The sequence below is a fragment of the Paenibacillus sp. FSL R5-0749 genome, assembly GCF_038595085.1.
GTDB lineage: Bacteria > Bacillota > Bacilli > Paenibacillales > Paenibacillaceae > Paenibacillus.
Genome location: NZ_CP152005.1, coordinates 6,451,946 through 6,474,913 on the forward strand (window position 1 = coordinate 6,451,946; position 22,968 = coordinate 6,474,913).

The 22,968-nt window shown below is 43.7% G+C and carries 21 protein-coding genes; 11 read left to right on the top strand and 10 right to left on the bottom strand.

Features of this window, described 5'->3' with window-relative positions; genetic code table 11:
* Positions 1 to 38 precede the first annotated feature (38 nt).
* Both MKY85_RS28760 and MKY85_RS28765 read left to right on the top strand, forming a co-directional pair.
* Complete coding sequence (locus tag MKY85_RS28760) at positions 39 to 662, top strand: GPR1/FUN34/YaaH family transporter (RefSeq protein ID WP_091012490.1); 624 nt, start codon at positions 39 to 41, stop codon at positions 660 to 662.
* A 208-nt stretch (positions 663 to 870) separates the two neighbouring features.
* A complete protein-coding gene (locus tag MKY85_RS28765; RefSeq protein WP_339261552.1) occupies positions 871 to 1,383 on the top strand; it encodes an acyl-CoA thioesterase in 513 nt (170 codons plus the stop codon).
* Positions 1,384 to 1,418: 35 nt separating this feature from the next.
* Here MKY85_RS28765 and MKY85_RS28770 read toward each other — a convergent pair whose 3' ends face one another.
* Together MKY85_RS28770 and MKY85_RS28775 are read right to left on the bottom strand one after the other, a co-directional pair.
* The gene (locus tag MKY85_RS28770) at positions 1,419 to 2,495 is read right to left on the bottom strand and encodes an anthranilate phosphoribosyltransferase (RefSeq protein ID WP_342571382.1); all 1,077 of its coding nucleotides are present in this window, start codon (positions 2,493 to 2,495) and stop codon (positions 1,419 to 1,421) included.
* Positions 2,496 to 2,513: 18 nt separating this feature from the next.
* Complete coding sequence (locus MKY85_RS28775) at positions 2,514 to 3,107, bottom strand: ANTAR domain-containing protein (RefSeq protein WP_339238665.1); 594 nt, start codon at positions 3,105 to 3,107, stop codon at positions 2,514 to 2,516.
* A gap of 591 nt (positions 3,108 to 3,698) precedes the next feature.
* Between MKY85_RS28775 and nirB the strand changes: the two genes are divergently transcribed.
* Genes nirB through cobA form a run of 4 tightly spaced genes read left to right on the top strand, consistent with a single transcriptional unit; the run spans position 3,699 to position 8,160 of the window.
* The gene (gene nirB / locus MKY85_RS28780; protein ID WP_342571383.1) at positions 3,699 to 6,140 is read left to right on the top strand and encodes a nitrite reductase large subunit NirB; all 2,442 of its coding nucleotides are present in this window, start codon (positions 3,699 to 3,701) and stop codon (positions 6,138 to 6,140) included.
* Between the two features lie 16 nt (positions 6,141 to 6,156).
* Positions 6,157 to 6,474, top strand: a complete 318-nt coding sequence (nirD, locus tag MKY85_RS28785) for a nitrite reductase small subunit NirD (protein ID WP_074092734.1) — start codon at positions 6,157 to 6,159, stop codon at positions 6,472 to 6,474.
* A 37-nt stretch (positions 6,475 to 6,511) separates the two neighbouring features.
* A complete protein-coding gene (locus MKY85_RS28790) occupies positions 6,512 to 7,393 on the top strand; it encodes a formate/nitrite transporter family protein (protein WP_342571384.1) in 882 nt (293 codons plus the stop codon).
* The gene (gene cobA / locus MKY85_RS28795) at positions 7,390 to 8,160 is read left to right on the top strand and encodes a uroporphyrinogen-III C-methyltransferase (protein WP_342571385.1); all 771 of its coding nucleotides are present in this window, start codon (positions 7,390 to 7,392) and stop codon (positions 8,158 to 8,160) included. Before MKY85_RS28790 ends, cobA begins: the two co-directional genes overlap by 4 nt.
* 271 nt (positions 8,161 to 8,431) lie before the next feature.
* On the opposite strand, the gene MKY85_RS28800 is transcribed toward cobA, so the two are convergent.
* Complete coding sequence (locus MKY85_RS28800) at positions 8,432 to 9,070, bottom strand: TetR/AcrR family transcriptional regulator (protein WP_339238669.1); 639 nt, start codon at positions 9,068 to 9,070, stop codon at positions 8,432 to 8,434.
* 196 nt (positions 9,071 to 9,266) lie between these two features.
* Here MKY85_RS28800 and MKY85_RS28805 point away from each other — a divergent pair, with 196 nt between their 5' ends.
* Entirely contained in the window at positions 9,267 to 10,034 is a 768-nt protein-coding gene (locus tag MKY85_RS28805; RefSeq protein ID WP_076332059.1) for an SDR family oxidoreductase, read from the top strand.
* 161 nt (positions 10,035 to 10,195) lie between these two features.
* On the opposite strand, the gene MKY85_RS28810 is transcribed toward MKY85_RS28805, so the two are convergent.
* On the bottom strand, positions 10,196 to 10,666 hold the full coding sequence (locus MKY85_RS28810) for a GNAT family N-acetyltransferase (protein ID WP_342571386.1): 471 nt from the start codon (positions 10,664 to 10,666) through the stop codon (positions 10,196 to 10,198).
* A 199-nt stretch (positions 10,667 to 10,865) separates the two neighbouring features.
* Here MKY85_RS28810 and MKY85_RS28815 point away from each other — a divergent pair, with 199 nt between their 5' ends.
* Positions 10,866 to 11,747, top strand: coding sequence for a helix-turn-helix domain-containing protein (locus MKY85_RS28815; RefSeq protein WP_342571387.1), 882 nt, complete (start codon positions 10,866 to 10,868; stop codon positions 11,745 to 11,747).
* Positions 11,748 to 11,920: 173 nt separating this feature from the next.
* On the opposite strand, the gene MKY85_RS28820 is transcribed toward MKY85_RS28815, so the two are convergent.
* The 6 genes from MKY85_RS28820 to MKY85_RS28845 all read right to left on the bottom strand — a co-directional run bounded on the left by MKY85_RS28820 (position 11,921) and on the right by MKY85_RS28845 (position 18,721).
* Positions 11,921 to 13,168 (bottom strand): MFS transporter, encoded by a 1,248-nt coding sequence (locus MKY85_RS28820; protein WP_342571388.1) that lies wholly within the window; start codon positions 13,166 to 13,168, stop codon positions 11,921 to 11,923.
* A 2-nt stretch (positions 13,169 to 13,170) separates the two neighbouring features.
* The gene (locus tag MKY85_RS28825; protein ID WP_342571389.1) at positions 13,171 to 15,741 is read right to left on the bottom strand and encodes a lanthionine synthetase LanC family protein; all 2,571 of its coding nucleotides are present in this window, start codon (positions 15,739 to 15,741) and stop codon (positions 13,171 to 13,173) included.
* 101 nt (positions 15,742 to 15,842) lie between these two features.
* The gene (locus MKY85_RS28830; RefSeq protein WP_206105800.1) at positions 15,843 to 15,944 is read right to left on the bottom strand and encodes a class III lanthipeptide; all 102 of its coding nucleotides are present in this window, start codon (positions 15,942 to 15,944) and stop codon (positions 15,843 to 15,845) included.
* Positions 15,945 to 16,170: 226 nt separating this feature from the next.
* Positions 16,171 to 16,425: a hypothetical protein gene (locus tag MKY85_RS28835; RefSeq protein WP_124116914.1), complete on the bottom strand. Its 255-nt coding sequence runs from the start codon at positions 16,423 to 16,425 to the stop codon at positions 16,171 to 16,173.
* Between the two features lie 260 nt (positions 16,426 to 16,685).
* The gene (locus MKY85_RS28840; protein ID WP_342571390.1) at positions 16,686 to 18,044 is read right to left on the bottom strand and encodes a HAMP domain-containing sensor histidine kinase; all 1,359 of its coding nucleotides are present in this window, start codon (positions 18,042 to 18,044) and stop codon (positions 16,686 to 16,688) included.
* Entirely contained in the window at positions 18,044 to 18,721 is a 678-nt protein-coding gene (locus MKY85_RS28845; RefSeq protein ID WP_339243244.1) for a response regulator transcription factor, read from the bottom strand. Before MKY85_RS28845 ends, MKY85_RS28840 begins: the two co-directional genes overlap by 1 nt.
* A gap of 253 nt (positions 18,722 to 18,974) precedes the next feature.
* Between MKY85_RS28845 and MKY85_RS28850 the strand changes: the two genes are divergently transcribed.
* From MKY85_RS28850 to MKY85_RS28860, 3 genes are read left to right on the top strand one after another with little or no spacing between them, the layout of a single operon-like run.
* Positions 18,975 to 19,799 (top strand): polyphosphate polymerase domain-containing protein, encoded by an 825-nt coding sequence (locus tag MKY85_RS28850; protein WP_091013215.1) that lies wholly within the window; start codon positions 18,975 to 18,977, stop codon positions 19,797 to 19,799.
* Entirely contained in the window at positions 19,792 to 20,472 is a 681-nt protein-coding gene (locus tag MKY85_RS28855; protein WP_091012463.1) for a DUF4956 domain-containing protein, read from the top strand. The genes MKY85_RS28850 and MKY85_RS28855 overlap by 8 nt, the downstream gene beginning before the upstream one ends.
* A 26-nt stretch (positions 20,473 to 20,498) precedes the next feature.
* On the top strand, positions 20,499 to 22,796 hold the full coding sequence (locus MKY85_RS28860) for a carbohydrate-binding domain-containing protein (RefSeq protein ID WP_342571391.1): 2,298 nt from the start codon (positions 20,499 to 20,501) through the stop codon (positions 22,794 to 22,796).
* The last annotated feature ends 172 nt before the right edge of the window (positions 22,797 to 22,968 follow it).

The window sequence follows — 22,968 nt, forward strand, 5'->3', positions numbered from 1 at the left end:
TAATCCTGATTTGATATTATTGGAGGCTTATCATCAACATGCAGACCGATTCACAGACTAAAGTCAAAATTGTTAACGCCGATCCCAGCGCAATGGGATTATTTGGGTTGGCTATCGTAACCCTGGTCGCTTCTTCCCAAAAGCTTGGCATCACAGATGGACTTAGCTACGCTATTCCTTGGGCAATCTTCCTGGGCGCCTTTGCCCAGTTATTTGCATGCATTCAAGATTCCAAACGCAACAATACCTTTGGCACAACCGCTTTTGGTGCGTACGCATTCTTCTGGTTCGCCATGGCGGCCAATTGGATGATCAAAATGGGCGTATTTGGCTCCACGCTTGCGGAACAGGCTGATGGCAAGCAGCTCGGATTTGCTTTTGCCGGATACCTTGTATTCACCCTGTTCATGACCATCGGTGCGATTGAAGCGAATAAAGTATTGCTGATCATCTTCATTCTGATTGACTTCCTGTTCCTTGGCTTGACCTTTGACGCTTTCGGCGTAGCTCCTCACATTTTCCACACCATTGCAGCATACGCTGAAATGGCGATCGGAATTGTGTCCCTGTATGGTACAGGTGCTTCGGTACTGAACGCTCACTTCGGCTATGCGTTCTTGCCAATCGGCAAACCGTCCGGCATTTTCAAGCCCAAGGCTTAATATACAGCAGTAAACCGCCAGCGCGCCGGTCCGCGCCTGGCGGTTTTTTTGTAGTCCAACTTCATTTGAATATGGTTCTGACCGACACCTATACTAGGGATAACAGATCAAAAAGACCCTGCAACACCTCAAATGAAATGTCACAGCAGCCATACTGTAAGGAGGAACAAGCATGAGAGAAATACCGAAACCTACGGAGATGGATCAGGTGGAGAAAAAGTATGTACGCGAAACGCGTTGTTTTAAGACGGCACGGGTGTTCCCAACCGATGTCAACAATCACAACACCCTGTTCGGCGGGAAGCTGATGTCCTACATCGATGATATCGCATCCATTGCCGCTTCCAAGCTATGCCGGGTCAATACCGTTACCGCATCAACCGACTCGGTAGACTTCCTGTACCCGATTAACCCAACAGATTCCGTTACGCTGGAATCGTTCGCGTCGTGGACCGGGCGCAGTTCCATGGAGATTTTTGTGAAGGTGGTTCGTGAGGATCTGAAGACCGGAGAGAAAAAAATCGCGGCGACTGCATTTCTGACCTTTGTGGCCCTGGACGAAAATAATCGCAAACTGATCGTACCCCGCATTATCCCAGAGACGGAAGAAGAGAAGAAACTATACGAGACCGCTCCGGATCGGGCGGCCATGCGGAAAAGGCGGCGGGAAGAGAGCAAGAAATTCGCTGACTTCCTGACCGTTACTTATCCTTGGGAATAAGAATACGCTAAACAAGCACAAGCTTGAACCAAGGGTTACCTGGACGATGCCGGATAAATGGATACCGCCCTGTTATCCGGCAGTTCGCCACCCATGGAGACACACCACTGTTGATAGATACGATATGCCGCACCACTCTCCAGCAATCCCTGACAAGTGTATATGCCCTCTTCGATGGAATTGACACGCCCCGCTGCGTACAAGCGGAATCCTCCATTTAACAGAACCTGATTCACAAAGGCAATATGACCGTCACCGCTTAATACACTTTCCGCCACTTCCAGCTGCTTCGCAGCCGTCCAGACCAGTTCCGGTACGGGCATATCCAATTCATAGGCTGCAGGATCAACCAATTCCAGCTTCATATCACCATCTTCCACGGCGTATACGCGGGTTGGCCGATCAATATACAGATCCTCAGAACCTTCCATTCCCTGCACCACATAAGCACGACGATAATTAAACCGGGTAAGCAGCTTCGCAATCCGATCCAGAAAGGTATTATGAAACACACCAAACACCAGATACGGTGAATGGTTATAATCAATGAGTTTCTCTGCTGTGTTAAACACCGTGCGGAATCCCAGCTCTTCCCGTAACGGACGAAGCTTGCGAAGAGGCTCACACCACTCCTCGGAGGATACATACATGACACCTGAATGGAGCGCAGCGCCTTGGGCATCTGCCCGATCCATCTTACCCGTATCTATTCCTGCTTCCTTCAACAGTACCGACAGCGTAACGCCCCACTTGGGCGGTAAAGGATCACTCCCGTGCAAAGTCACAGGCAACCCGGCTGCCGCGAGTACAAATGCAACCGGAAACGTGGCCATGAACGACTTCGTCCGCCCGTCATAGGGACCAGCACAGTCCAATCCGTCCTGAAAAACGGAGAAACGTTCCGCACTGTTACGACATGCATGAACAAAGGCTTCCAGTTCCTCGACGTTTTCCATTTTCATTCGTTCAGCCATGAGAAAGGCAGCCGTCTGGGCAGGGGAAACCTTCTGTTTCAGGATTTTCTCTGCAACGGTCAGTGCCTCTGTATAATTCAGATCACGCGAGCCTCGTTTCCCACGTCCGACCTCTCGGAGTATCTGAGACATATCCATGGAGAATCCTCCTTCCAATTAAGACTGGAGCAGTTGATGCGCCTTCACAATGGCTGTGGCTACATCGACCATCCGTTTGCGTTCATCCATCGCTTTCTTGCGTAACAGGTCATAGGCTTCAGCCTCGGAAATCTGCTTCAGATCACTAAGGATGGCCTTCGCCATATCAATCCACTTCCGATCTTCCAGCCTGGATTGCAACTGCTTCCTTTCCTGTTCCCACTGCTTGCGTTCCATGTAGCGCCGGGCTGCAAAGTGAAGCGTCCAATGGATCTCCGACCCGGTCATGGAAGGGGTAAGTATTCCATCAAATGAAGTTTCGATCTCGCAGGAGTCTGCGGAGGAAGAGGCTGTGTCTGGCGCGCACCACCAGAGCAGCGGGGAATCCGACTTTCCCTTTCCCAGGCAGTTCACCCAGTACTCCACGTCAGCCAGCGACAGATGCAAGATGGATGCTTCCGCCGCACGAGCCAGCTTCACCGCTTCCGCCTCACTGCCTGCCACCTGTACATGGTACCCGTTCGCTCCCAGCAGCCTCTCCGGTGTCAGAGGGATTGCATCGGACGAATCAGCTATCGTTGATTGTATACGGATGACCAATAAAGATCGCATGATGGAGCAATCCCTCCCTGATTACGTATAATTAGAATCGTATTATTTAAGACATTAACACATGAAAGCGCTATATATGTTATATTACCTGACAAAAGCGCAAATCAATCTGATTTTATAAATGATTCCGAAGTAATAAATACAACAATCATGACGGATCGTCCTAGTGACCCAAAAGAATGAAACACTAATCATGACACGTTTTCTATGCTTTTTGTAGTTACTGCCACACTATTTGCCACTAAAACATTCATTTTCATGAATATATACCCTTAAAACCTCTTCGATCATTCGTGTTCCAATAAACTCATGTAAACATAATTAACTTTAAATTTCAAATACTTTTTTGTGTCAACTATATTGACATGGTTAGATCGATCTTTTATAGTTAAGCCATAACAACTCCATATTTGAATCAATCACAGTTACAACGGCGTAGCTGGTTGAAACGGCAATGAAGCCTGTTTTGCAATCTCGGAGCAAGGGATGCGTATGTATATGCGCAGTCCTCCGAGGCATAACAGGCTTTTTCGATTTTAGAGACAAGATTTTGAGGCAATTTGCACAATGGACCTAAGGGGGCTAATCATAATGAGTACAACGAAAAAGCTGGTATTGGTCGGTAATGGCATGGCGGGAATTCGTACAATCGAACATATCCTTAAGCTCGCTCCGCACGCTTATGAAATTACAGTCTTCGGCGCAGAGCCGCATCCCAACTACAACCGCATCATGCTCTCCTCTGTATTGGCTGGCGGAACATCCATCGAAGATATCGTCATCAACGAGTGGGGCTGGTACGAAGATAACGGCATTCAGGTATACTCGGGAGACCCGGTTGTTCAGATCGATACCGAGCGCAAGGAAGTTGTATCTCAGAACGGTGTACGCGCAGCCTATGATGAGCTGATTATGGCAACCGGATCACAAGCGTTCATCCTGCCACTTCCCGGTGCCAACAAGGAAGGCGTGATCGGTTTCCGCGATATTAAAGATTGCGAGACCATGATGGCAGCCTCACAAAAATATCGCAAAGCTGCCGTCATTGGAGGCGGATTGCTAGGACTTGAAGCAGCGCGTGGGCTGCTCAATCTGGGCATGGACGTCACGGTCATCCACATTAACGGTCATCTGATGGACCGGAATCTGGATCTGCCAGCAGGGCTGATGCTCCAGCGGGAGCTTGAAGAGCAGGGCATGAAGTTCCTTTTGAATAAACATACCGAAGAAATCACTGGCAAGCATCGAGTGAAAGCCATTCGTTTCACGGATCAGACCGTACTTGAAGCTGACCTGGTTGTCATGGCTGTCGGGATTCGTCCTCAGATCGAACTGGCTCGAAATACCGGCCTGGATGTCAATCGTGGTGTCATCGTAGATGATTATATGCATACCAGCATTCCTGGGATCTCTGCCGTCGGCGAATGTGCAGAACACCGCGGTATTGCCTACGGACTGGTTGCTCCATTATATGAACAAGGTATGGTGCTCGCGAAACGCTTGGCTGGAGCGGCCACCGAAGGATATGCAGGCTCAGTAACTTCCACCAAACTGAAAGTATCCGGAGTCGACGTATTCTCTGCAGGACAATTCAAAGACGCTGCAGATACGCGCAGCATTCGCATTCAGGATGATGTCGACGGTGTGTACAAAAAGATGGTGATCAAGGATGGGCAGCTGATTGGGGCCGTACTGTTCGGGGATACCACAGATGGCGCATCGCTGTTTTCCCTCATTAAAAGTGGCGAGAACATTAGCGGCCGTGAGAAAGAAATTTTGCTCGGCGTGCCTTCCGGCGCTTCAGGCTCTGGTCCATCTGTCGCAGAACGTATGGCCAGTATGCCAGATGACGAGATCGTCTGTGGTTGTAACGGTGTTACCAAATCTTCCATCGGAGATGCCGTTCTGAATAAAGGCTGTAATACGCTCGGTGCCATCAAGTCCTGCACCAAAGCTTCCGCTTCTTGTGGTGGATGCAAACCGATTATCGAAAACCTGCTCACGTATTATGCCGGTGATAATGTAGGCGAACAGACCAAAGAAGGCATCTGTGGCTGCACCTCCTATGATCGGGATGAAATTGTTGCACAAATCAAGGAAATGGGACTCAAAAGCGTGAAGGAAGTGATGAACGTTCTCGGTTGGAATGAACCGGAAGGTTGCTCCAAGTGTCGTCCGTCCCTGAATTATTATCTCGGTATGATCTGGCCGGCTGAATACAGGGATGAGCGTGTATCCAAATTCACCAATGAACGTTATCACGCCAACATTCAGAAGGACGGTACCTATTCCGTTATTCCACGGATCTATGGTGGTGTTACTTCCCCGGCTGAATTGATCAAGATTGCAACTGTCGCAGAGAAATACGATGTTCCGATGGTGAAGTTCACGGGTGGACAACGGCTCGATCTGCTCGGAGTACAGAAAGAGAACCTGCCGAAGATCTGGGAAGAGCTCGATATGCCTTCCGGTTTCGGTTATGGTAAAGCACTGCGTACGGTGAAGACGTGTGTAGGCAACACATTCTGTCGATTCGGTACACAGGACTCCATCGAAATGGGCATTCGTCTGGAGAAAAAACTCGACAAAATGGTTGCTCCAGCAAAAGTGAAACTTGCTGTATCTGGATGTCCGCGGAACTGTGCGGAAGCGACCATCAAGGATCTGGGTGTTGTCGCCATCGATGGTGCATGGGAGATTCATGTTGGTGGTAACGCCGGAGTTAAAGTTCGCACAGCCGAGCTGCTCTGCACAGTGAAGACCGATGCGGAAGTGGAGGAGTGGACTTACTCCTACCTGCAGTATTATAGAGAGAACGCAAAATGGAATGAGAGAACAGCGGCTTGGATTGAACGGGTAGGTCTGGAACATGTGAAGGAAGCATTGGCGGATCGGGATGTACGTCTCGCTCTGGTCGAACGTCTGGAAGTTACGCTGGGTCACACGGTTGATCCTTGGAAAGAAATCATTGAAGACGAGAAGTTGCGTAAGAACTTCACCCCATTGTCCGGTGCCGAGCCGGTAACTCACTAGAAGAGGAGGAACAGCGATGAACAAATTCCGGATTGGACACCTTGCGGATATTGATGAAAAGGGTGCACGGACTTTCCTGATACAGGATACCGAAATTGCAGTCTTCAAACTAAGCGACGGGAGTCTGCACGCCGTCGAGAATCGCTGCCCTCACAAGGGCGGCAAGCTGTCGGAAGGCATGGTATGCGGGACAGCGGTTCATTGTCCTTTGCATGATTGGAAGATTGATCTGCGTAACGGTAAGGTACATGAGCCGGATGAGGGCTGTCTGAACACCTACAAAACAGAAGTAGACGGCAACAGTGGAGAAATCTATATCACAATTGCGGGTTAAATGCTAAAGATACTCTGACATCAAGGAGGCGTGCGCTATGGATTTTGTTAAACCTGCAGAAGTGCTGCAATCGATGCTCGAAGCTGGTGAGAGTAAAGCCAGAATGAATCGGGTACAGATGCTAATCCGCGGTTTTCTGGCAGGGGCTATCCTTGCTTTTGCAACCACATTGGCATATACCGCTGTATCTCAAACTTCCGTTGGTTTGGCAGGTGCACTGATATTCCCCGCGGGATTCGTCATTATTGTTCTGCTGGGCCTTGAATTGGTGACAGGAAACTTTGCGATGCTCCCACTCGCACTGATGAAACGCAGAATTACATGGATGGATATGCTACGAAATTATTTTTGGGTGATCACAGGTCATCTGCTTGGATGTGCATTCTATGCTCTGTTATACGGCCTGACCCTTACGAAGATGGGTACGGATATGAGCAATCCACTCATTCAAACGCTGATCCAGACCAGTGAAGCCAAGACATTGGGATATAAGCATTTGGGCGGAGCAGGCATTGTTCTGGTGATCATCAAGGCCATTCTATGTAACTGGATGGTCACACTCGGGGCCGTGATGGCGATGACATCCACATCAACTCTAGGCAAAATCGTAGCGATGTGGCTGCCTATTACGATATTTTTCGCCCAAGGTTTTGAACATGCTGTAGTGAACATGTTTGTCATTCCGGCAGGCATGATGCTCGGTGCACAGGTCAGTGTCGCGGACTGGTGGCTGTGGAATCAGATCCCGGTATTGGTGGGTAACCTCATTGGCGGAGCTGTATTTACAGGCCTCGGCCTATATGCTGCCCATCACTGGGGGAAACCGGTGAAGCTATCAACCAAACTGGCAACCATTCAGGGTGGTCGTTCCGGATTGGCAAGTTCCGATGCGGCACCGAAATTGGGGACACGATCATGAGCCGGGGCTTGGTTAGTATCGTTGGCGCTGGCCCTGGAGATCCGGATCTGATTACGGTAAAAGCCCTGAAACGTATTCAGTCCGCAGATGTCATTATGTATGATCGGCTTGTGAATGATCAATTGCTCGCTGAGGCTCGCGTCGGAGCACTCCGCATCTACTGCGGCAAGGCTCCAGGACTTCACTCCATGAGTCAGGAGATGATTGGACGGATGCTTGCTGCACATGCAGCGGAAGGCAAACAAGTCGTACGACTCAAGGGTGGCGATCCGTTCATCTTTGGCCGTGGTGGTGAAGAAGCGCTTGTGCTGGCAGAAGCAGGGATTGCATTCGAGATCATTCCCGGCATCACTTCAGCTGTAGGTACATCCGCTTCCTCCCTTATTCCGTTAACCCATCGCGGGATTGCTTCATCGTTTGCATGTGTCACGGGAACCGGCAGTGACGGAAGTGTATCTTCCGTTCGCTGGGACCTGCTCGCCCATAGCGTGGATACACTGGTCATCTATATGGGCATTAGCCAACTCCCCCAGATCCAACATGAATTGCTTCTCCATGGGAAAAGTGGACACACCCCTGCGGCTCTAATCGAACGGGGAACCACTTCGGAGGAACGGATTATTACCGGCACACTTGCCGAACTTCATTCCCTAGCCCTGTCACATCAAGTGAATAATCCGGCATTGATCATGATCGGAGAGTCGGTCCTGATTCGCGAACAGCTGCTTCAGATGCAACAGGCTGCGAATGCCTCCATGACAGGGTAATCGAATTGGATTCCTTCATCTATATCAATTGAACTAAACATTTACACAAAACGGAGAGGACAGAAAGGACCTGAAGAAGCGGAGCATTCGCCTACAAGCTTTCTGTAAGAAAGCTACATCGGAAGCATACGCTATCCCCGGATTTACCCTTTATAAAAGAAATCAAAAAAATCTGGGGATAACAGCGATCGGAAGGTTGTTCTGTCATCGAAGTGTGCAGTGTAAATATTCTTTAGTTCAATTTATATAGAACAAAACTTCTATTCGACCCTTAATCCAACAGCATACGCTCATGAATCGTCCGACCCTTCTGCCCTGGTTCAATCAGCAGACGGGTTGGTTTGATGTTGATCAGTGCCGTAAGCTGCTCTCCCATATAATGCGCAGAATATTTGAATCCAATCTCCGCCCAGTGCATAATCACGCCCACCGTAGCAGATACCAGATAACTTAACATGATGTCGTAATTAATCGTGTGCTCGCTATCTTCGGTCACCAGTACAAAATCCTCGGTTAAATACGTTCTAAACATATTGCACAGACGGGAACCCATATCGGAATGCATCGTCATTAATGCGCGGAAAATATCCTGATGCGCTTCAATATATTCAAATACCGGCATCGTGGATGGCAGCAATGCAGTCATATCCACTTCTTTGAGCTGTGCATATGGTGCTGCATAAGCCTGTCCTACCCCCTGCATGAAATCATCCAGAATGAACTGCAACAACTCCGGTTTGCCGGGAAAATGTAAATAGAAGGTTCCGCGGTTGTAATCCGCCCGCTCCGTAATATCCCGGATGGTGAGGGCATCCGCTCCCTTCTCCAATATCAAAGAAACCGCCGCAGCGATGATGGCATCCTGCGTTCTTCGTGCTCTCCGGTCCTGAGGATGTTCAATAATCAACATTTTCGCCTCCTTTGTTCATTATTGTAAACTAAATGAACACCGCTTACATCTCTGTCCGATAGCTGACATATGCGCTGTCAATGATTATTGTCACATGGCTATGTATATCTTAACATTGAGACAGGAAAGATAGACGACAGGTTGAAACTTTTTTTAAAAAAATACCTGTCAATAATGAATAAGGAGCGAATCATTCATGAGTACATCGTATACACATACAGCCGTTATTACAGGAGCAGCCGGAGGCATTGGTAAAGAATTGGCACGCCGTCTCGCAGAGCGCAAAATTAATCTGGTTCTGGTTGACCTGAATGAAGAAGCCATCCAGCAGACGATCACTGATCTGAACCTCGACAAGGAACACGTCATCGCTGTAAAAGCGAACGTATCCCAGGAAGCAGACGTGAAAAACTATGTGCAAAAAGCACTGGATGCGTTTGGACGAATCGATTATTTTGCCAATAATGCCGGCATTGAAGGCCCAACAGGACTGATCGAAGACCTGAGTGTTGAAGCACTCGACACCGTGTATAACGTCAACATTCGTGGCGTATTCCTGGGTCTGCAAAATGTCATTCCCGTTATGAAAAAACAAAAATCCGGTGCGATTCTAAATACCTCTTCCCTTGCGGGTCTGATGGGCGCACCTGCCGTATCTCCATATATTATGTCCAAACATGCCGTAGTTGGCCTCACACGTACCGCTGCCAATGAACTGGCACCTTACAATATCCGCGTTAACGCTGTATTGCCAGGCACAATCAATACCCGCATGATGCGCCAGATCGAAGCTAATTCCGGCAACGTGGAAGATTATCAATCTGCTACGGTATCTGCCATTCCAATGGGCCGTTACGGTGAACCGGAAGAAGTCGCTGCGGTAATGAACTTCCTATTGTCCGAAGAAGCATCCTATGTAACAGCTTCCCTCTACACCGTAGATGGCGGTATGATGGGTCAATAAGATATATCGAATAATATGTGATTCTCGATAACTATAAACTTTGTACTTCAATCAGTCCTACTTTGTTTAAACATTTAGATACTGTAAGAACTAAAAACACTCTTAAAGAGGGCGTTACCCTCTTTTCTAAGAGTGTTTTTTTAGTATAATTGATAGGGAAATCATACTTCGGTCTGGAGAACATATTTTTCATATTTAAAGAGTGTTAGTCTATCTGAAACCTTAACCTCTTTAATTTTAGAAAATCCCATTTTTTCATAAAAATAATGATTTCTATAGCTTAAATGAGGAGTATATAAAGTCCATAATTTTGCATCGGTATATTTTTTTTGAACAAAATCCATTGCTTTTGTGCCCATACCAGAATTTTGACATTCTGTTTTGATGAATATTTTATTTATATGCATCCTTTCATCATTCCCTCTAATGTCAATGGCCCCAAGAATATTATCATTTCTATCGAAAATTGTGAAATGGTGTGCAACCTCTATGCTTTTTATCATTTTTTCCCACGTTTCACATGCAGGATTGGTATCATAATCTTGATACTTCTGTAAATCTTCTTCAAATACCTCCTTCTGAATCTCGAGCAACTTTGGGATATCTCCCTTATTAGATGGACGATATATCATTAGAATGCCTCCCGCGTCTTCTATGGATTTGTAATCCACCATATATAGTCACTTAAAAATGATAGCATAATTATACCTACACTGTAGGATGCTTTATAACTTAGTTTCTTCACTAGAATCGCCTCCTATAAAAGAGTATACTAGGGAAATATTACAATATTTTTTTTGTAATAAATATTATACATCTAAGGAGAGTCACATGAAGATTGGCCAACTTATCCAATATGTTCGTAAGAGTAAAAACCTTACACAAACTGAGTTAGCAGAGGGTATCATGATATCAAGACCATATTTGGCCAAAATTGAGAATGACCGACATCAAATTTCTTCTGAAAAACTATCAATGATTCTTGAATTTTGCAATGTCAATTATGACGAATTCCTATTCATGCTTAATGACTATAAGTTAAGTCCTAAAATGGCTGCATATAAAGATGTTTTTGATACATATCAATTGGATAATAAAAATGAACTTGCTGTCTTAAAAACACATATACATCAATCCTATGAAGAATGTAAGGATATTTTTTATAAACATCTATACATTCTATGTGAGTGTATCGAATTAAGCTTTAACAAAGAAAAAATTCCACTCAATCATTGTAAAGAAATTGCGGATTATTTAATTAACGTTGAAAATTGGTGTTATTACGAATTAGTACTTTTCAATAACTTTTTATTTGTTTTTCCTGAATCCACTGCTATGCTTTTATCTAAGAACTTGATCAAACGTTCTTTAATGTACAAAGATTTAAAGTCTGATAATAGAATCCTGAGTTCTTTATTATTTAACTTGATTCAGTTAAGCATTAATATTGAAGACTTTAATCATACCGATGCTTTACTCGATACAGCAAAGAATGTATTCAATGATAGAACTAATTTTTTTGAACAAACCATGATTAACTTTTATTTAGGAATTAGAATGATTACATCATACAATTTCATTGAGGGTGAACAACATTGCAGAGATAGCTTAAAGGTATTTGAAGCTTTAAAACAAGATGAAATGCACAACAGATATAGCGCTCAACTAATTAACACTCTATTCAGATACAGCAACCAAGCTAAGTCAATCTAAGCAACAGGTTTATACTACAAGTTAATACTCATATGTACTTATAGATTGAACAAAAGAATCATTTGTTCAACTCTTAAAGCAGATTCCACAATCTAACACAAAAAATTTTTCATGGAACCGTCACCTTTTCGAGTTTTGCAGTAATGCAAACTCCAAAAGGTGACAATTTTTTTCTACTCTAATCGATTTTTCCTCACAAGTGTTAATGATACTAGTATTAACCCAATAACTCCTATTATAAATATTAGAATGCTTATAATTGATATATTTAAGTGACCTGATAATAATAGATAACCACTTGCCATTAATAGAGCCAACACATTTGATAATGCTGATAATGCAGAAAAAGACCCCCTTTTATCCCTTGGAATAAACTCTATTTGTGCTGCCTGCCAATTCGGAGAAAAAATAAGCTCTCCAATGGTTGCAATGATTACACAGAGGATAAGTATATAAAAATTCAGGTTATATGAAATTAGGCTGTAACCACATATATATAGAAATACACCGATTAAAAGAGCATTTTTTGTGGACCATTTCTCAACTACTCTACCAATTTGAAACGTGAAAAAAATAACTAAAATAGTGTTAATCAATTGTAAAACAGAAAACATCCTAATGCCTGAAATATCAATTCCTAATATACTGAATTGAGAGAAATCTCTTGCAAGCCTTATATTAGAGTAGTAAATCAATGAGAACTCAACAGAAAAAATAAATGCGCTACCCAATAAAAAAATTATCCAATCCTTATTTTTAAGCGCCTCCTTATAATTGTGAAAAAGATTAACGAAAAAGTTATTTTGTCTAACTTCTTTTCGAAATATTTGGTTATCATTTTCTATAATAATGAAAAAGCCAATTGTTACTAGAATTAAAATAAATATTGAAGTTACGTACAAAGATATTAAATGATTACTCGAGAACCATCCTCCTAGACTTGTACCTACAGCAAGCGACAAGTTAGTAGTCCAATAATTAAATCTATAGATATCTCTTCGATTATCTTTATTTGTCGAGTCCATAATTAAAGCATTGTATGCAGGTTTATAAGTCCCACCTATCACACCTTGTAGTACATAAGAAATAACTATGCAATAGAGAAGAACTCCTTCTTGAGGGTTTTTTTCAAGAAAATAGAGTTCAAAAGTCAATATAGAAAGTAGTACTATTTGAACAGTTTGGAAGGTAGTTATAAACCGCTTCCTGTTAAAAATATCTGACAGGTAACCCCCGATAATACTCGATATAAAATTTAAAGAAATACTGAGTAAAAGAAGAAGACCTAAGAAAACATCGTTCAAATAATTAGTTAAATATAAAATTAAAAAAGGAGAAGTTGCCGTTCCGATAGTTTTAGAGAAAAAAGAGCTAAGTATACGAAATTTGATATTTAATGGGAATTGCATAAATGAACTCATATTTAATCTACCTCATTAACATACTTCAATAATTTTGCAAGAGCGTAAGCAATTCCAGCTGTTCCCCCATAAAATGAACTATCAACATTCAAAAGAAGGCTATTAGGATAATAAACATAACCATTGTAACTTAAGGCAAACGACTCCATAACATTGAAAATTCGCTCAAAACTAGCTAAGTCAATGTATTTTCGCTTTTCTTGGACTACCCTTAAAAGAACCAAAAGTTCTCCAGCCAGACCACTCCCAAAGGAAGGATCAGCATATATAGACTTTTCAGTACTGTTCACTAAGTCTAATAATTTTTTTTCGTATAATGAGTTGCTCTCTATTCCCAAATAGACCGAGATAGCTAATATAAGTCCAGCATTCCCTAAAAAGCTAGCATTAAAGGCATTCCCATCCTCATCACTCATAAGTACATACTCTTTATTAGGTCCAATTAAGGAATTCTCAATCATATAGTCAAGCATTTTTTTTGCACATCTTGCAAAAATTTCATTACTAGTTCGTTTACTTAATTCGCATAAATAGTAAATTATCCCTGATAACCCGTTGAAAAATCCATATTCTGTATATGGACCCTCACACAACTTTTCCCATTGGTTATTGTTGATTACAGATACAATACTGTCTCCTATAAATACAGAATACTTTCTAAAATTATCAGACTCTTCTTTTTCTAAAGAAAGAAGAATAAGTCCCAATCCAGCAATACCCCGATGTATAGTATAAGTCTCGAGCGATTGGAGCAAATTCTGTATTTTATCTTCTGTGAGCTCTTCCTCATCTAATTCCAATTGATTTAATAAATAAACATATCCTAAATACCCATTAAAAAAATCTGGTTCTTTGTAATTTATAGTTCTTATAAACTTGCTAATAACCTCTCCAGGTAAAAAAGTATCAACTTGAATTACATTTTCAATCTCTCTTATACTAATTAACAAGCCAAGCTTTCCATCCATTAACCCATTAAGCTTATCACTCATTAAGAATGGCTGTTTATCTGAGGAAGATATAAATTCATTAATTAATGTCTGATGAAGCATCCTCAAATGATCCTTTAACCGATTTTCAAAAGGTACTATTTTTTTGAAATCTATAAAAGAATGCCGTGAATTTATATTGTCCAATCTGCTTATGATTTTTGCTAGATCGACTTCCTTTGATCGAAAAATAAGCTCTTGAACTATACCCACTAACTCCTCAGGCATTAAAGATTGTGAATTCAACAAACGAAGGAATTTTTTTATTTTTTTCTTATCAATATCAAATAGCGCACCTGTTGGAAAAAAGTAACTAATTATTATAAGCCCGATTGCTTCATAATCAATCTGATATCTGTGATTTAAATCGCTGTACTTCCGGTAACGAAAACCGGACGTACCCATTAGTAGAGTAGCATCGTTTCTATGTTTATCACTGCAACCAAGCTCAAAGTCAATAAAACGTATTTGATCTCGGTGATCAATCATAATATTCCTCAGTGAAATATCACCAATTGACACACCTATACGATGTAAGTCACTCAGTGCAGATAGGATACGCTTAAATAATTTAATTCCTTTTTCAATATAATCATTGGTTCTGCTAGTTTTATGTTCATATTCCCATGGTGAACTTAGTTTCTCTTGTAAGTTTTTACCTTTTATTTCTTCAACACTAATAAAGTAATGTTCCCATTCAAAAAAATCATCATATATTGAAGGAGCACTCGTCACACCCGATTGCAACAATTCTTGCAAAATTTCTTTTTCTTGATGCCTCAAAGAAATAGCATCCATCCCATTATCTAAGACAACCGTACCCGGTCTAGCCTCCTTTAAGATTACATTTTTATTTAAGTACTTATCAAACGCTCTATATACACCACCGCTGTTAGAGATTGAAATAATATCTAATACACTGTATCTTCCATTCTTAAGTCCTTGATTCTCTTCTAAGAAATCATCTTTTTGAGTTACTGGATTTTCTATCCATTCTGGTTGCTGGTAATAAGGTTGGGGTTCATCTATAAATTGCTCTTTGTTGGGACCTACTATAATATAATCACCGTTTTGATTTTTTAAAGTTTGGTCTGTAGCCGCCATGCTACCATAACGATAGTATAGTACCTTACAATCTTTATATCTTTTATCCGATAATACAAAAGGGCCAGTATATTTTTTAAGCAACTGATATAAATCATCAATTATTAACAAAAACTGTTTCGTGTCTTTTGGATAAATAGTAATAAACTTACCGGAAGAGCTTCTACTCCAAACTTTAGAAAGGCTTCGCTTTAATATTTCTGCATCTTTCATGAACTTAAATGGCACCTTATTTTTGCCGCAGTATTCATTTACAATCGTCAATATATCCTCTGCATTTAATGGTGTTGCTGATATGTGAATTTTCCATCCAAACTCCGGCAAATAAACGTCAGAAAAATAAACTTGTAAGTAATAGGACCCATTCTTCACTTCACACTTTTGGGATCTTTGAATAATATCTTTATAACTCTGATCTTCTTTATATCTGTAAATATCATAATACATGTTCAGGACATTGATTTTCTTATCACTTAGCAACTTTAAATCCCTCCGTAAAAATTAACTATTTAATATAAAAAAAGACTTTCCTTAGAGATTCCTCTAATAGGAAAGTCTTTTCTCATGTGATTGAGAAAATTTTAAGTGCTCAACAGCCAGCTAGTACCTGGATAGGCTTGAGCAATCAACGTTTTACCCTTTGTTTCTTTAGCCATTTTTTGCAGGTTCAGAATGTTCAACATATTAATCCCCCCTTTCTGTTTGTACTCCCAATAATTAACTGGTATATATACATTTAACTACAAATATATACATTTTTATTTTTTTGTAATAAATATTGCACATTCATATCTCTGTTCCCAAAAATTAAATTTTTCTTTTTGATATCATTTATCTACCCTCAACAAATAAATCGACCTCATAAACTGAAGGTCGATTTATAATAAACTATGTCATTGAAAAACAGGTTTAATCGACGTACCCCGCGTGACCCTTGTCCATCAAGTAGTCCATCTCAGCATCCAAAATGCTTTCTACGGTCAACTCATCCAGCTTCACATCTTTGCGACTAAGGATGTAGTCAGCCAGATCATCGCCGTCAATATCTACATCGTTACCTTTGGCATTTTCATGCGCCTTGTTGATGTACGCTTGCTCATGCTTCAGTACAAGGGCGATATTTGCCTGGCTTGCCTTCGTTTTATCTGCAATATACTGCATCATTTCTTGTTCATTAATTGCGTTTGCTTCTGCCACGTTCAGTTCATCTCCTTGATTCATACATACTGTTGCCATTGTAGCATAGGTTAACCCATTACAGGCAGAACTTATGCCTAACGAATGATTATAGAGCGGCAGCGAGGATTAGTGTGGGAAACCGCAACGCAGGTAAAATACTCTATTCTCATCTAGGTGAAAATAAGACGTTGATGCATCGTAGTGAGTTGAGAGTTCAACTCTACGCCAGCGCCTCACTCCATCCACTACGACAACCGTACGTAAAATGTAGCGCCCTCTCCGACCACACTTCGGGCGTAAATCTCTCCTTTGTGCTGATCAACAATGGACCGAGCAATCGCCAGTCCCAGACCGTGTCCACCATGTGTGCGGGCTCTGGACGAATCCGTACGATAGAATCGATCGAAGATCCGATCCAGATGTTCGGGTGCAATGCCTTCACCTGTATTGGACACAGCCAGCATGACATCATTATTCTGTTTCTGTAGCGTAACGTTTACAGACCCTCTGGGCCCAGAATACTTCACCGCATTATCGAGCAGGATCAGAATGACCTGTTTGATCTGCTCAATGTTCCCATGAACCGTAAGATTCGGCTCAATGTTGTAATCAAGGGAGATGTTTTTCTCAAAAATAACGGCTTCCATTGGCAAAATAATACTCTCTACCGCATCACTCATATTAAACTTCGCATGAATCATCGTCGAGCGCGAGTCGTCCATCTGTGTCAGATAGAGCAGATCATTCGTAAGTCCGGTCATGCGCTCGGTTTCCGACTTGATATAGTGAAGCCACTTCGCCTGGTTCGCTATGGTATCCTCCTGATTTGCAAGCAGCACGTCAGCATTGGTATTAATGATCGCCAGAGGGGTCTTCAACTCATGTGAAGCATCGCCGATGAATTGTTTTTGTTTCTCAAATGCTTCTCTAACCGGCGCAATGGAGCGATTCGCAAAATAACGGCTCAGGAAGTATATTCCAATCAACATAATTAATCCAACAACAGCAAATGTATAGATCAGATTGGTCAGAATGCCCTGTTGTGCCGTCACATCAATGAATACGATCATATGGCCATCACCGCTCGGATCAACTACATAGGCCCAGTTCGTTCCATCCAGTGCAAATTGTCCCGTCTGCCGTTCCGAATTACCAACTTTATTCTGGTCAACCTTTTGCAAAGCCTCGGTGTAGAACGTATCTTCCATATCAAATCGGGATTGCGTATCCGTAATCTTCCACTGGTCATCCGTTTTGATCATGAATGAAATGGAACGCGCCGGAGGTGCATTGGGGTCTCCACCGGGTCCTTCATTGTTACCACTCATGGCATTGGAAGGTAGCGAATCTGAACCTGAACCGGAAGCACCTGTACTAGCGCCTGATCCAGACCCCGTCCCCATCCCCCCACCTTCCCCGCGCGGCATCTTGGATGAATTATAAGGACTATGATAGAAATCAGACACCTTGTACAACTCCATATTCGTCTCCCGTTGCACATTCTGATACGTAATCGTATAGATCGTCGCAAATGCCACCAGCATCATAATCGATATGGACACCAGATTCACGATCAGGAATCGATTCCGGAGTTTCTTGAACATCAGGACGTCACCTCAAGCACATACCCCACACCCCGAATCGTGTTAATACGGACAGCCGAGTTCAGGAACGTTAATTTTTTGCGTAAAAACGAGATGTACACCTCCACATTGTTATACTCCACTTCCGAATCGAATCCCCACAGCTTCTCAATAATCTGCTCTTTGGAGGTAATCGCCTGTTTGCGCGTAATCAACAGCTCCAGCAGTTCATTCTCCTTCAGATTCAGCTTGATCTCCTTCCCCTGAACGCTCAGCTTCAACTGAGTTGTGTTCAGCTCCATGTCGCCGAATTTCAGTCCGTCCTCCGGAACCACTTCGCCCTTCCGTCTTAAGGCTGCACGAATTCGGGCCAGCAATTCCTCTGTGGCGAAGGGCTTGGCGATATAATCATCGGCACCATAATCGAGGCCTGTGACCTTGTCCGATAATTCACCTTTGGCCGTAAGCAGAATGACAGGCGTATGATTGCCTTCACTGCGAAGTTTCTTCAGGACGGTGATTCCGTCCATCTCTGGCATCATGATGTCGAGCAGTAACAGGTCGTAGATGCCGCTCTGCGCATAATCAAATCCTGATCTGCCGTCGTGGACCATGTCCACGGAGTAGTTGTTTTTTTTCAAAATCTGAGATACTGCCTCTGCCAAATGAACCTCATCTTCCGCAATTAATATTCTCATCATCTATTCATTCCTCTGCTTGAATTATTCGTCTTCATGTACGCTGTATGGTATCTCCCATTCTATCAATTAAACCTTGAATCAATCTTAATTCATTTTGCGGATGCGAACTATTATAGGAAGGTAAAAAAATGTTAACGCAATGTAAAACCATTTAAGATTCATTCAAGGTTGGCCCTCTAAGATACAGACATGGAAGCAATACACGATGGAACAAAACATACAACCCACCAACGAAAGGACTGAACCCCACATGGCAATTGAAGTATTCAACCGATATGAGAGCAAATACCTTCTGACGGATGAACAGTACGCCCATTTCTACAACGACCTGCTGAAATACATGGAGCTGGATGCCTACAACAAGAAACATGAATACTACTCCATCAGTAACCTGTACTTCGACACTCCACAGGATTCCCTAATTCGCGCCAGTCTCTCCAAACCAAAATACAAGGAGAAGCTGAGACTGCGGGCATATGGAATACCTGAAGAGAATGCCAAAGTGTATCTGGAGATCAAAAAGAAAGTCTTTGGCCTGGTGAACAAGCGCAGAACCGCCTTGAAGCTGGATGAAGCGTACGAATTCGTTCGTTCAGGACAGGCACCGGAGCTGGCAGACTATATGAACAAACAGGTTGTGGAAGAGATCAAATACTTCCTTCGCCTCTACGATCTTGAACCGAAAGTGTATCTGGCGTATGAACGCAAAGCACTCTTTGACAAGAACAGCCGGGATCTCCGCATTACCTTTGACACCAACATTCGCAGCCGCAGATACGATCTGAAGCTGGAACAGGGAGATTACGGTGAACCGCTCGTGAAGGACGGAAGGTGGCTGATGGAAGTGAAAGCCGAGAAAACCGTTCCGCTGTGGCTGTCGCAACTGCTCTGTGAGCATGGTCTCTACCGCACTGGATTCTCCAAATACGGCAACGAGTTCAGACATCTGGTGAGAACAACCAACCTGAATTACCAGTCGGAGCGCATTCTTGTACCAGGCACCGATTTTAACCCATCCATAGAACAAGAACAAGATAAAACGATTATAGAAAGAGAGCGTGTCCTATATGCTTGATTCACTATTCAGTTCCGCCCTTACCGATACCAACCTGACGTTTAACAACGCAGTCATCACCATTGGTCTTGCCATCATTCTGGGATTAATCATCAGCCTCACGTACATGAAGACCAACCAAGCCACATACTCCCAGAGCTTCACCCTAACGATGGTGGTCCTGCCCGTCATTGTCGCCATCATCATCCTGCTCATCGGCAGCAACATTGCTCGAGCATTCAGCTTGGCAGGTGCCTTCTCGATCATTCGTTTCCGCAGTGCACCTGGTGATCCAAAGGATATTGCTTATGTCTTGTTCACGATGGCTTCCGGTCTTGCCTGCGGTGTAGGTGCTTTTGGATACGCAGTGCTGTTCACGATTATCCTGTGTGTGCTGATGTTTGTCCTGAGTCGCTTCAACTTCGGCGGCAAGAAGAGTCAGCTGAAAACGCTGAAAGTCACCATTCCCGAGAACTTGAGCTATGAAGAAGCACTTAATGAAGTGTTCCATACATTCAACGTACCTTTTGACCTGAAAAAGATCAGAACGACCGAGCTCGGCAGTCTGTATGAGCTGGTCTACAGTGTAACCATTCACGAAAGTGTTAGCCAAAAGGAATTCCTTGATGCCATCCGCACACGGAACGGCAACCTGGATATCTCGTTAACCATGAGTCCAACAACGGAATATTAATTCTTAATTCGAAGGGAACGATCTATATGAAGAAAAACGTGATAACAGGCAGCAAACTTTGGTCCATCGCCATGATTACCAGCCTACTCGCCGCATGCAGTTCACCTGCAACCACAAGCACAACCGCCAATGCCGCAACGTCAACGACAGGAACAACCAAAACGGTATCGGTCAGCGAGCAAACCTCTGTGAAATATGCAGATCTGGTCTCTCTGGATGCTGACGATACCAACATTAGCTGGAGCGAGGCAGATTCCACAGCGATTAAGTTGAACGGCACAACGGCAACGGTAACCGGTTCGGGCGCCAAAGCAGCCAATGGCTCAGTAACAATTACGGAAGCAGGTACTTATGTACTTAGCGGTGAGCTAACCGACGGTCAGATCGTGGTCAACGTTGCCGATAAGGGCACCGTACATCTCGTATTAAACGGAGCTACGATCCATGATAATGACAGTGCAGCGATCTATATTCAGAAGGCCGGTAAAGCGGTGATTACACTCGAAAAAGGAACCAAGAATACCGTATCGGATGGTAAAACGTATGTGTACGCTGACGCTACAACAGACGAGCCGGATGCTGCAATCTTCAGCAAAGCGGATCTTACGTTCAACGGTGCAGGTCAATTGACCGTCACAGGTAACTATAATGAAGGGATTACGAGCAAGGATGATCTGAAGATCATTAGCGGTAACATCAGCGTCAAAGCAGCCGATGACGGCATCAAAGGTAAAGACATGGTCGCCATTCAAGCGGGTACGATTACCATTGAAGCCGAAGGCGACGGTATTAAATCCACCAATGACACGGATACCACCAAAGGTTTCGTTGCCATCGCAGGAGGTACCTTCGATATTCAAAGTGGTAACGACGGTATTCAAGCCGAAACCGCACTTGTTACGGATGGCGGCAAATACAACATTGTGACTGCTGGCGGTAGCGCCAATGCTCCAGCCAAAGTCGAAGAAGGTCCATTTGGCGGCGGTGGCGGCGGATGGGGTGGCGGAACACCTCCAACCGATATGGGCACACCACCGGTTGGCGAACCTCCTGCAGATATGCCGGAGATGCCTAATAACAGCGGCAATGCAGGTACTAATACAAACGGTGCAGCAGCATCCAGCTCTGCCAACACAACAGCAACAACCGATAGCGATGCCGATGCGGACACTGCAACAACAGCAACCGAGTCCACAAGTGCCAAAGCACTGAAAGCAGGTACAGACCTTACGGTGAATGGCGGTACGTATACCATTGATTCCATGGATGATTCCCTGCACAGCAACAATAACGTGACAGTCAACGACGGAACATTCAACATTGAATCCGGTGATGATGGCATTCATGCCGATCAGGAACTGACGATTAACGGTGGCACCATCACCATTGCGAAGAGCTATGAAGGACTTGAAGGAGCAATCATCACCCTGAACGATGGGGATGTGGATGTAACGGCATCCGATGATGGCGTCAATGCTGCAGGTGGCGAGACGGAAACAGCTGCAAATACAGCGGCAAGTACAGATAGCGCTACTACAGCAACCGATGCAACAACGACATCGAACATTTCTGTAACCGAAACGACAGGCACAACATCGACTACCGATCAGACACCCCAAGGTACAGATGCTACTCAGCAAGGACGTGGACCGGGCGGAATGGGAGCAGCGAGTAATAACGAGTTCCACATTAACGGCGGTACACTTACCGTGAACGCAGGTGGTGACGGACTGGATTCCAATGGTTCCATTAATATGACTGGTGGTACGGTTATTGTGAACGGACCAACGGATAACGGTAACGGAGCATTGGATTATGACGGTACATTTGTAATCAGCGGTGGATACCTCGTAGCTGCCGGAAGCTCTGGTATGGCACAAGGAACATCCGATGCGTCCACGCAAAATACCATTGTAATGACGTTCCCTGCAACACAAAAAGCTGGAACACTTGTACATGTACAAGATAGCGAAGGCAATAACATCCTGACCTTTGCTCCGGCAAAAGATTATCAAACTGTGGTTGTCAGCTCACCGGATCTTGCAAAAGATGGTTCATACGTGATTTACTCCGGTGGTACGTCTACAGGTAAAGCGGTGGATGGACTCTACACAGACGGTACTTACAGTGGCGGAACCAAGGTAGTTGCATTCCAATCGACCAGTAATGTGACTTGGGTGAATGAATCTGGTGTGACCACAGCCAATACAGGTATGGGTGGTCCAGGAGGAGGTCGTGGTCAAGGCGGCTTCGGAGGCGGCAGAAACAGATCCCAATCCGGTACAACATCCGACAGCACAAGCTCTACCGATTCTGCAAAATAACTGAAATGAATAAACTGAGTGTTCATGTCATGCCTTGCCCTGAATACCCAGCTTATCAAGTAACCAGTACTTAAATGACTTTGGAAGTCATTTAAGTACTGGTTTTTTTACTAATTAGAAACCCCATGTTCGGAACAAACTACAAAGATTAGAAAATATTAAAGGGTTTCTA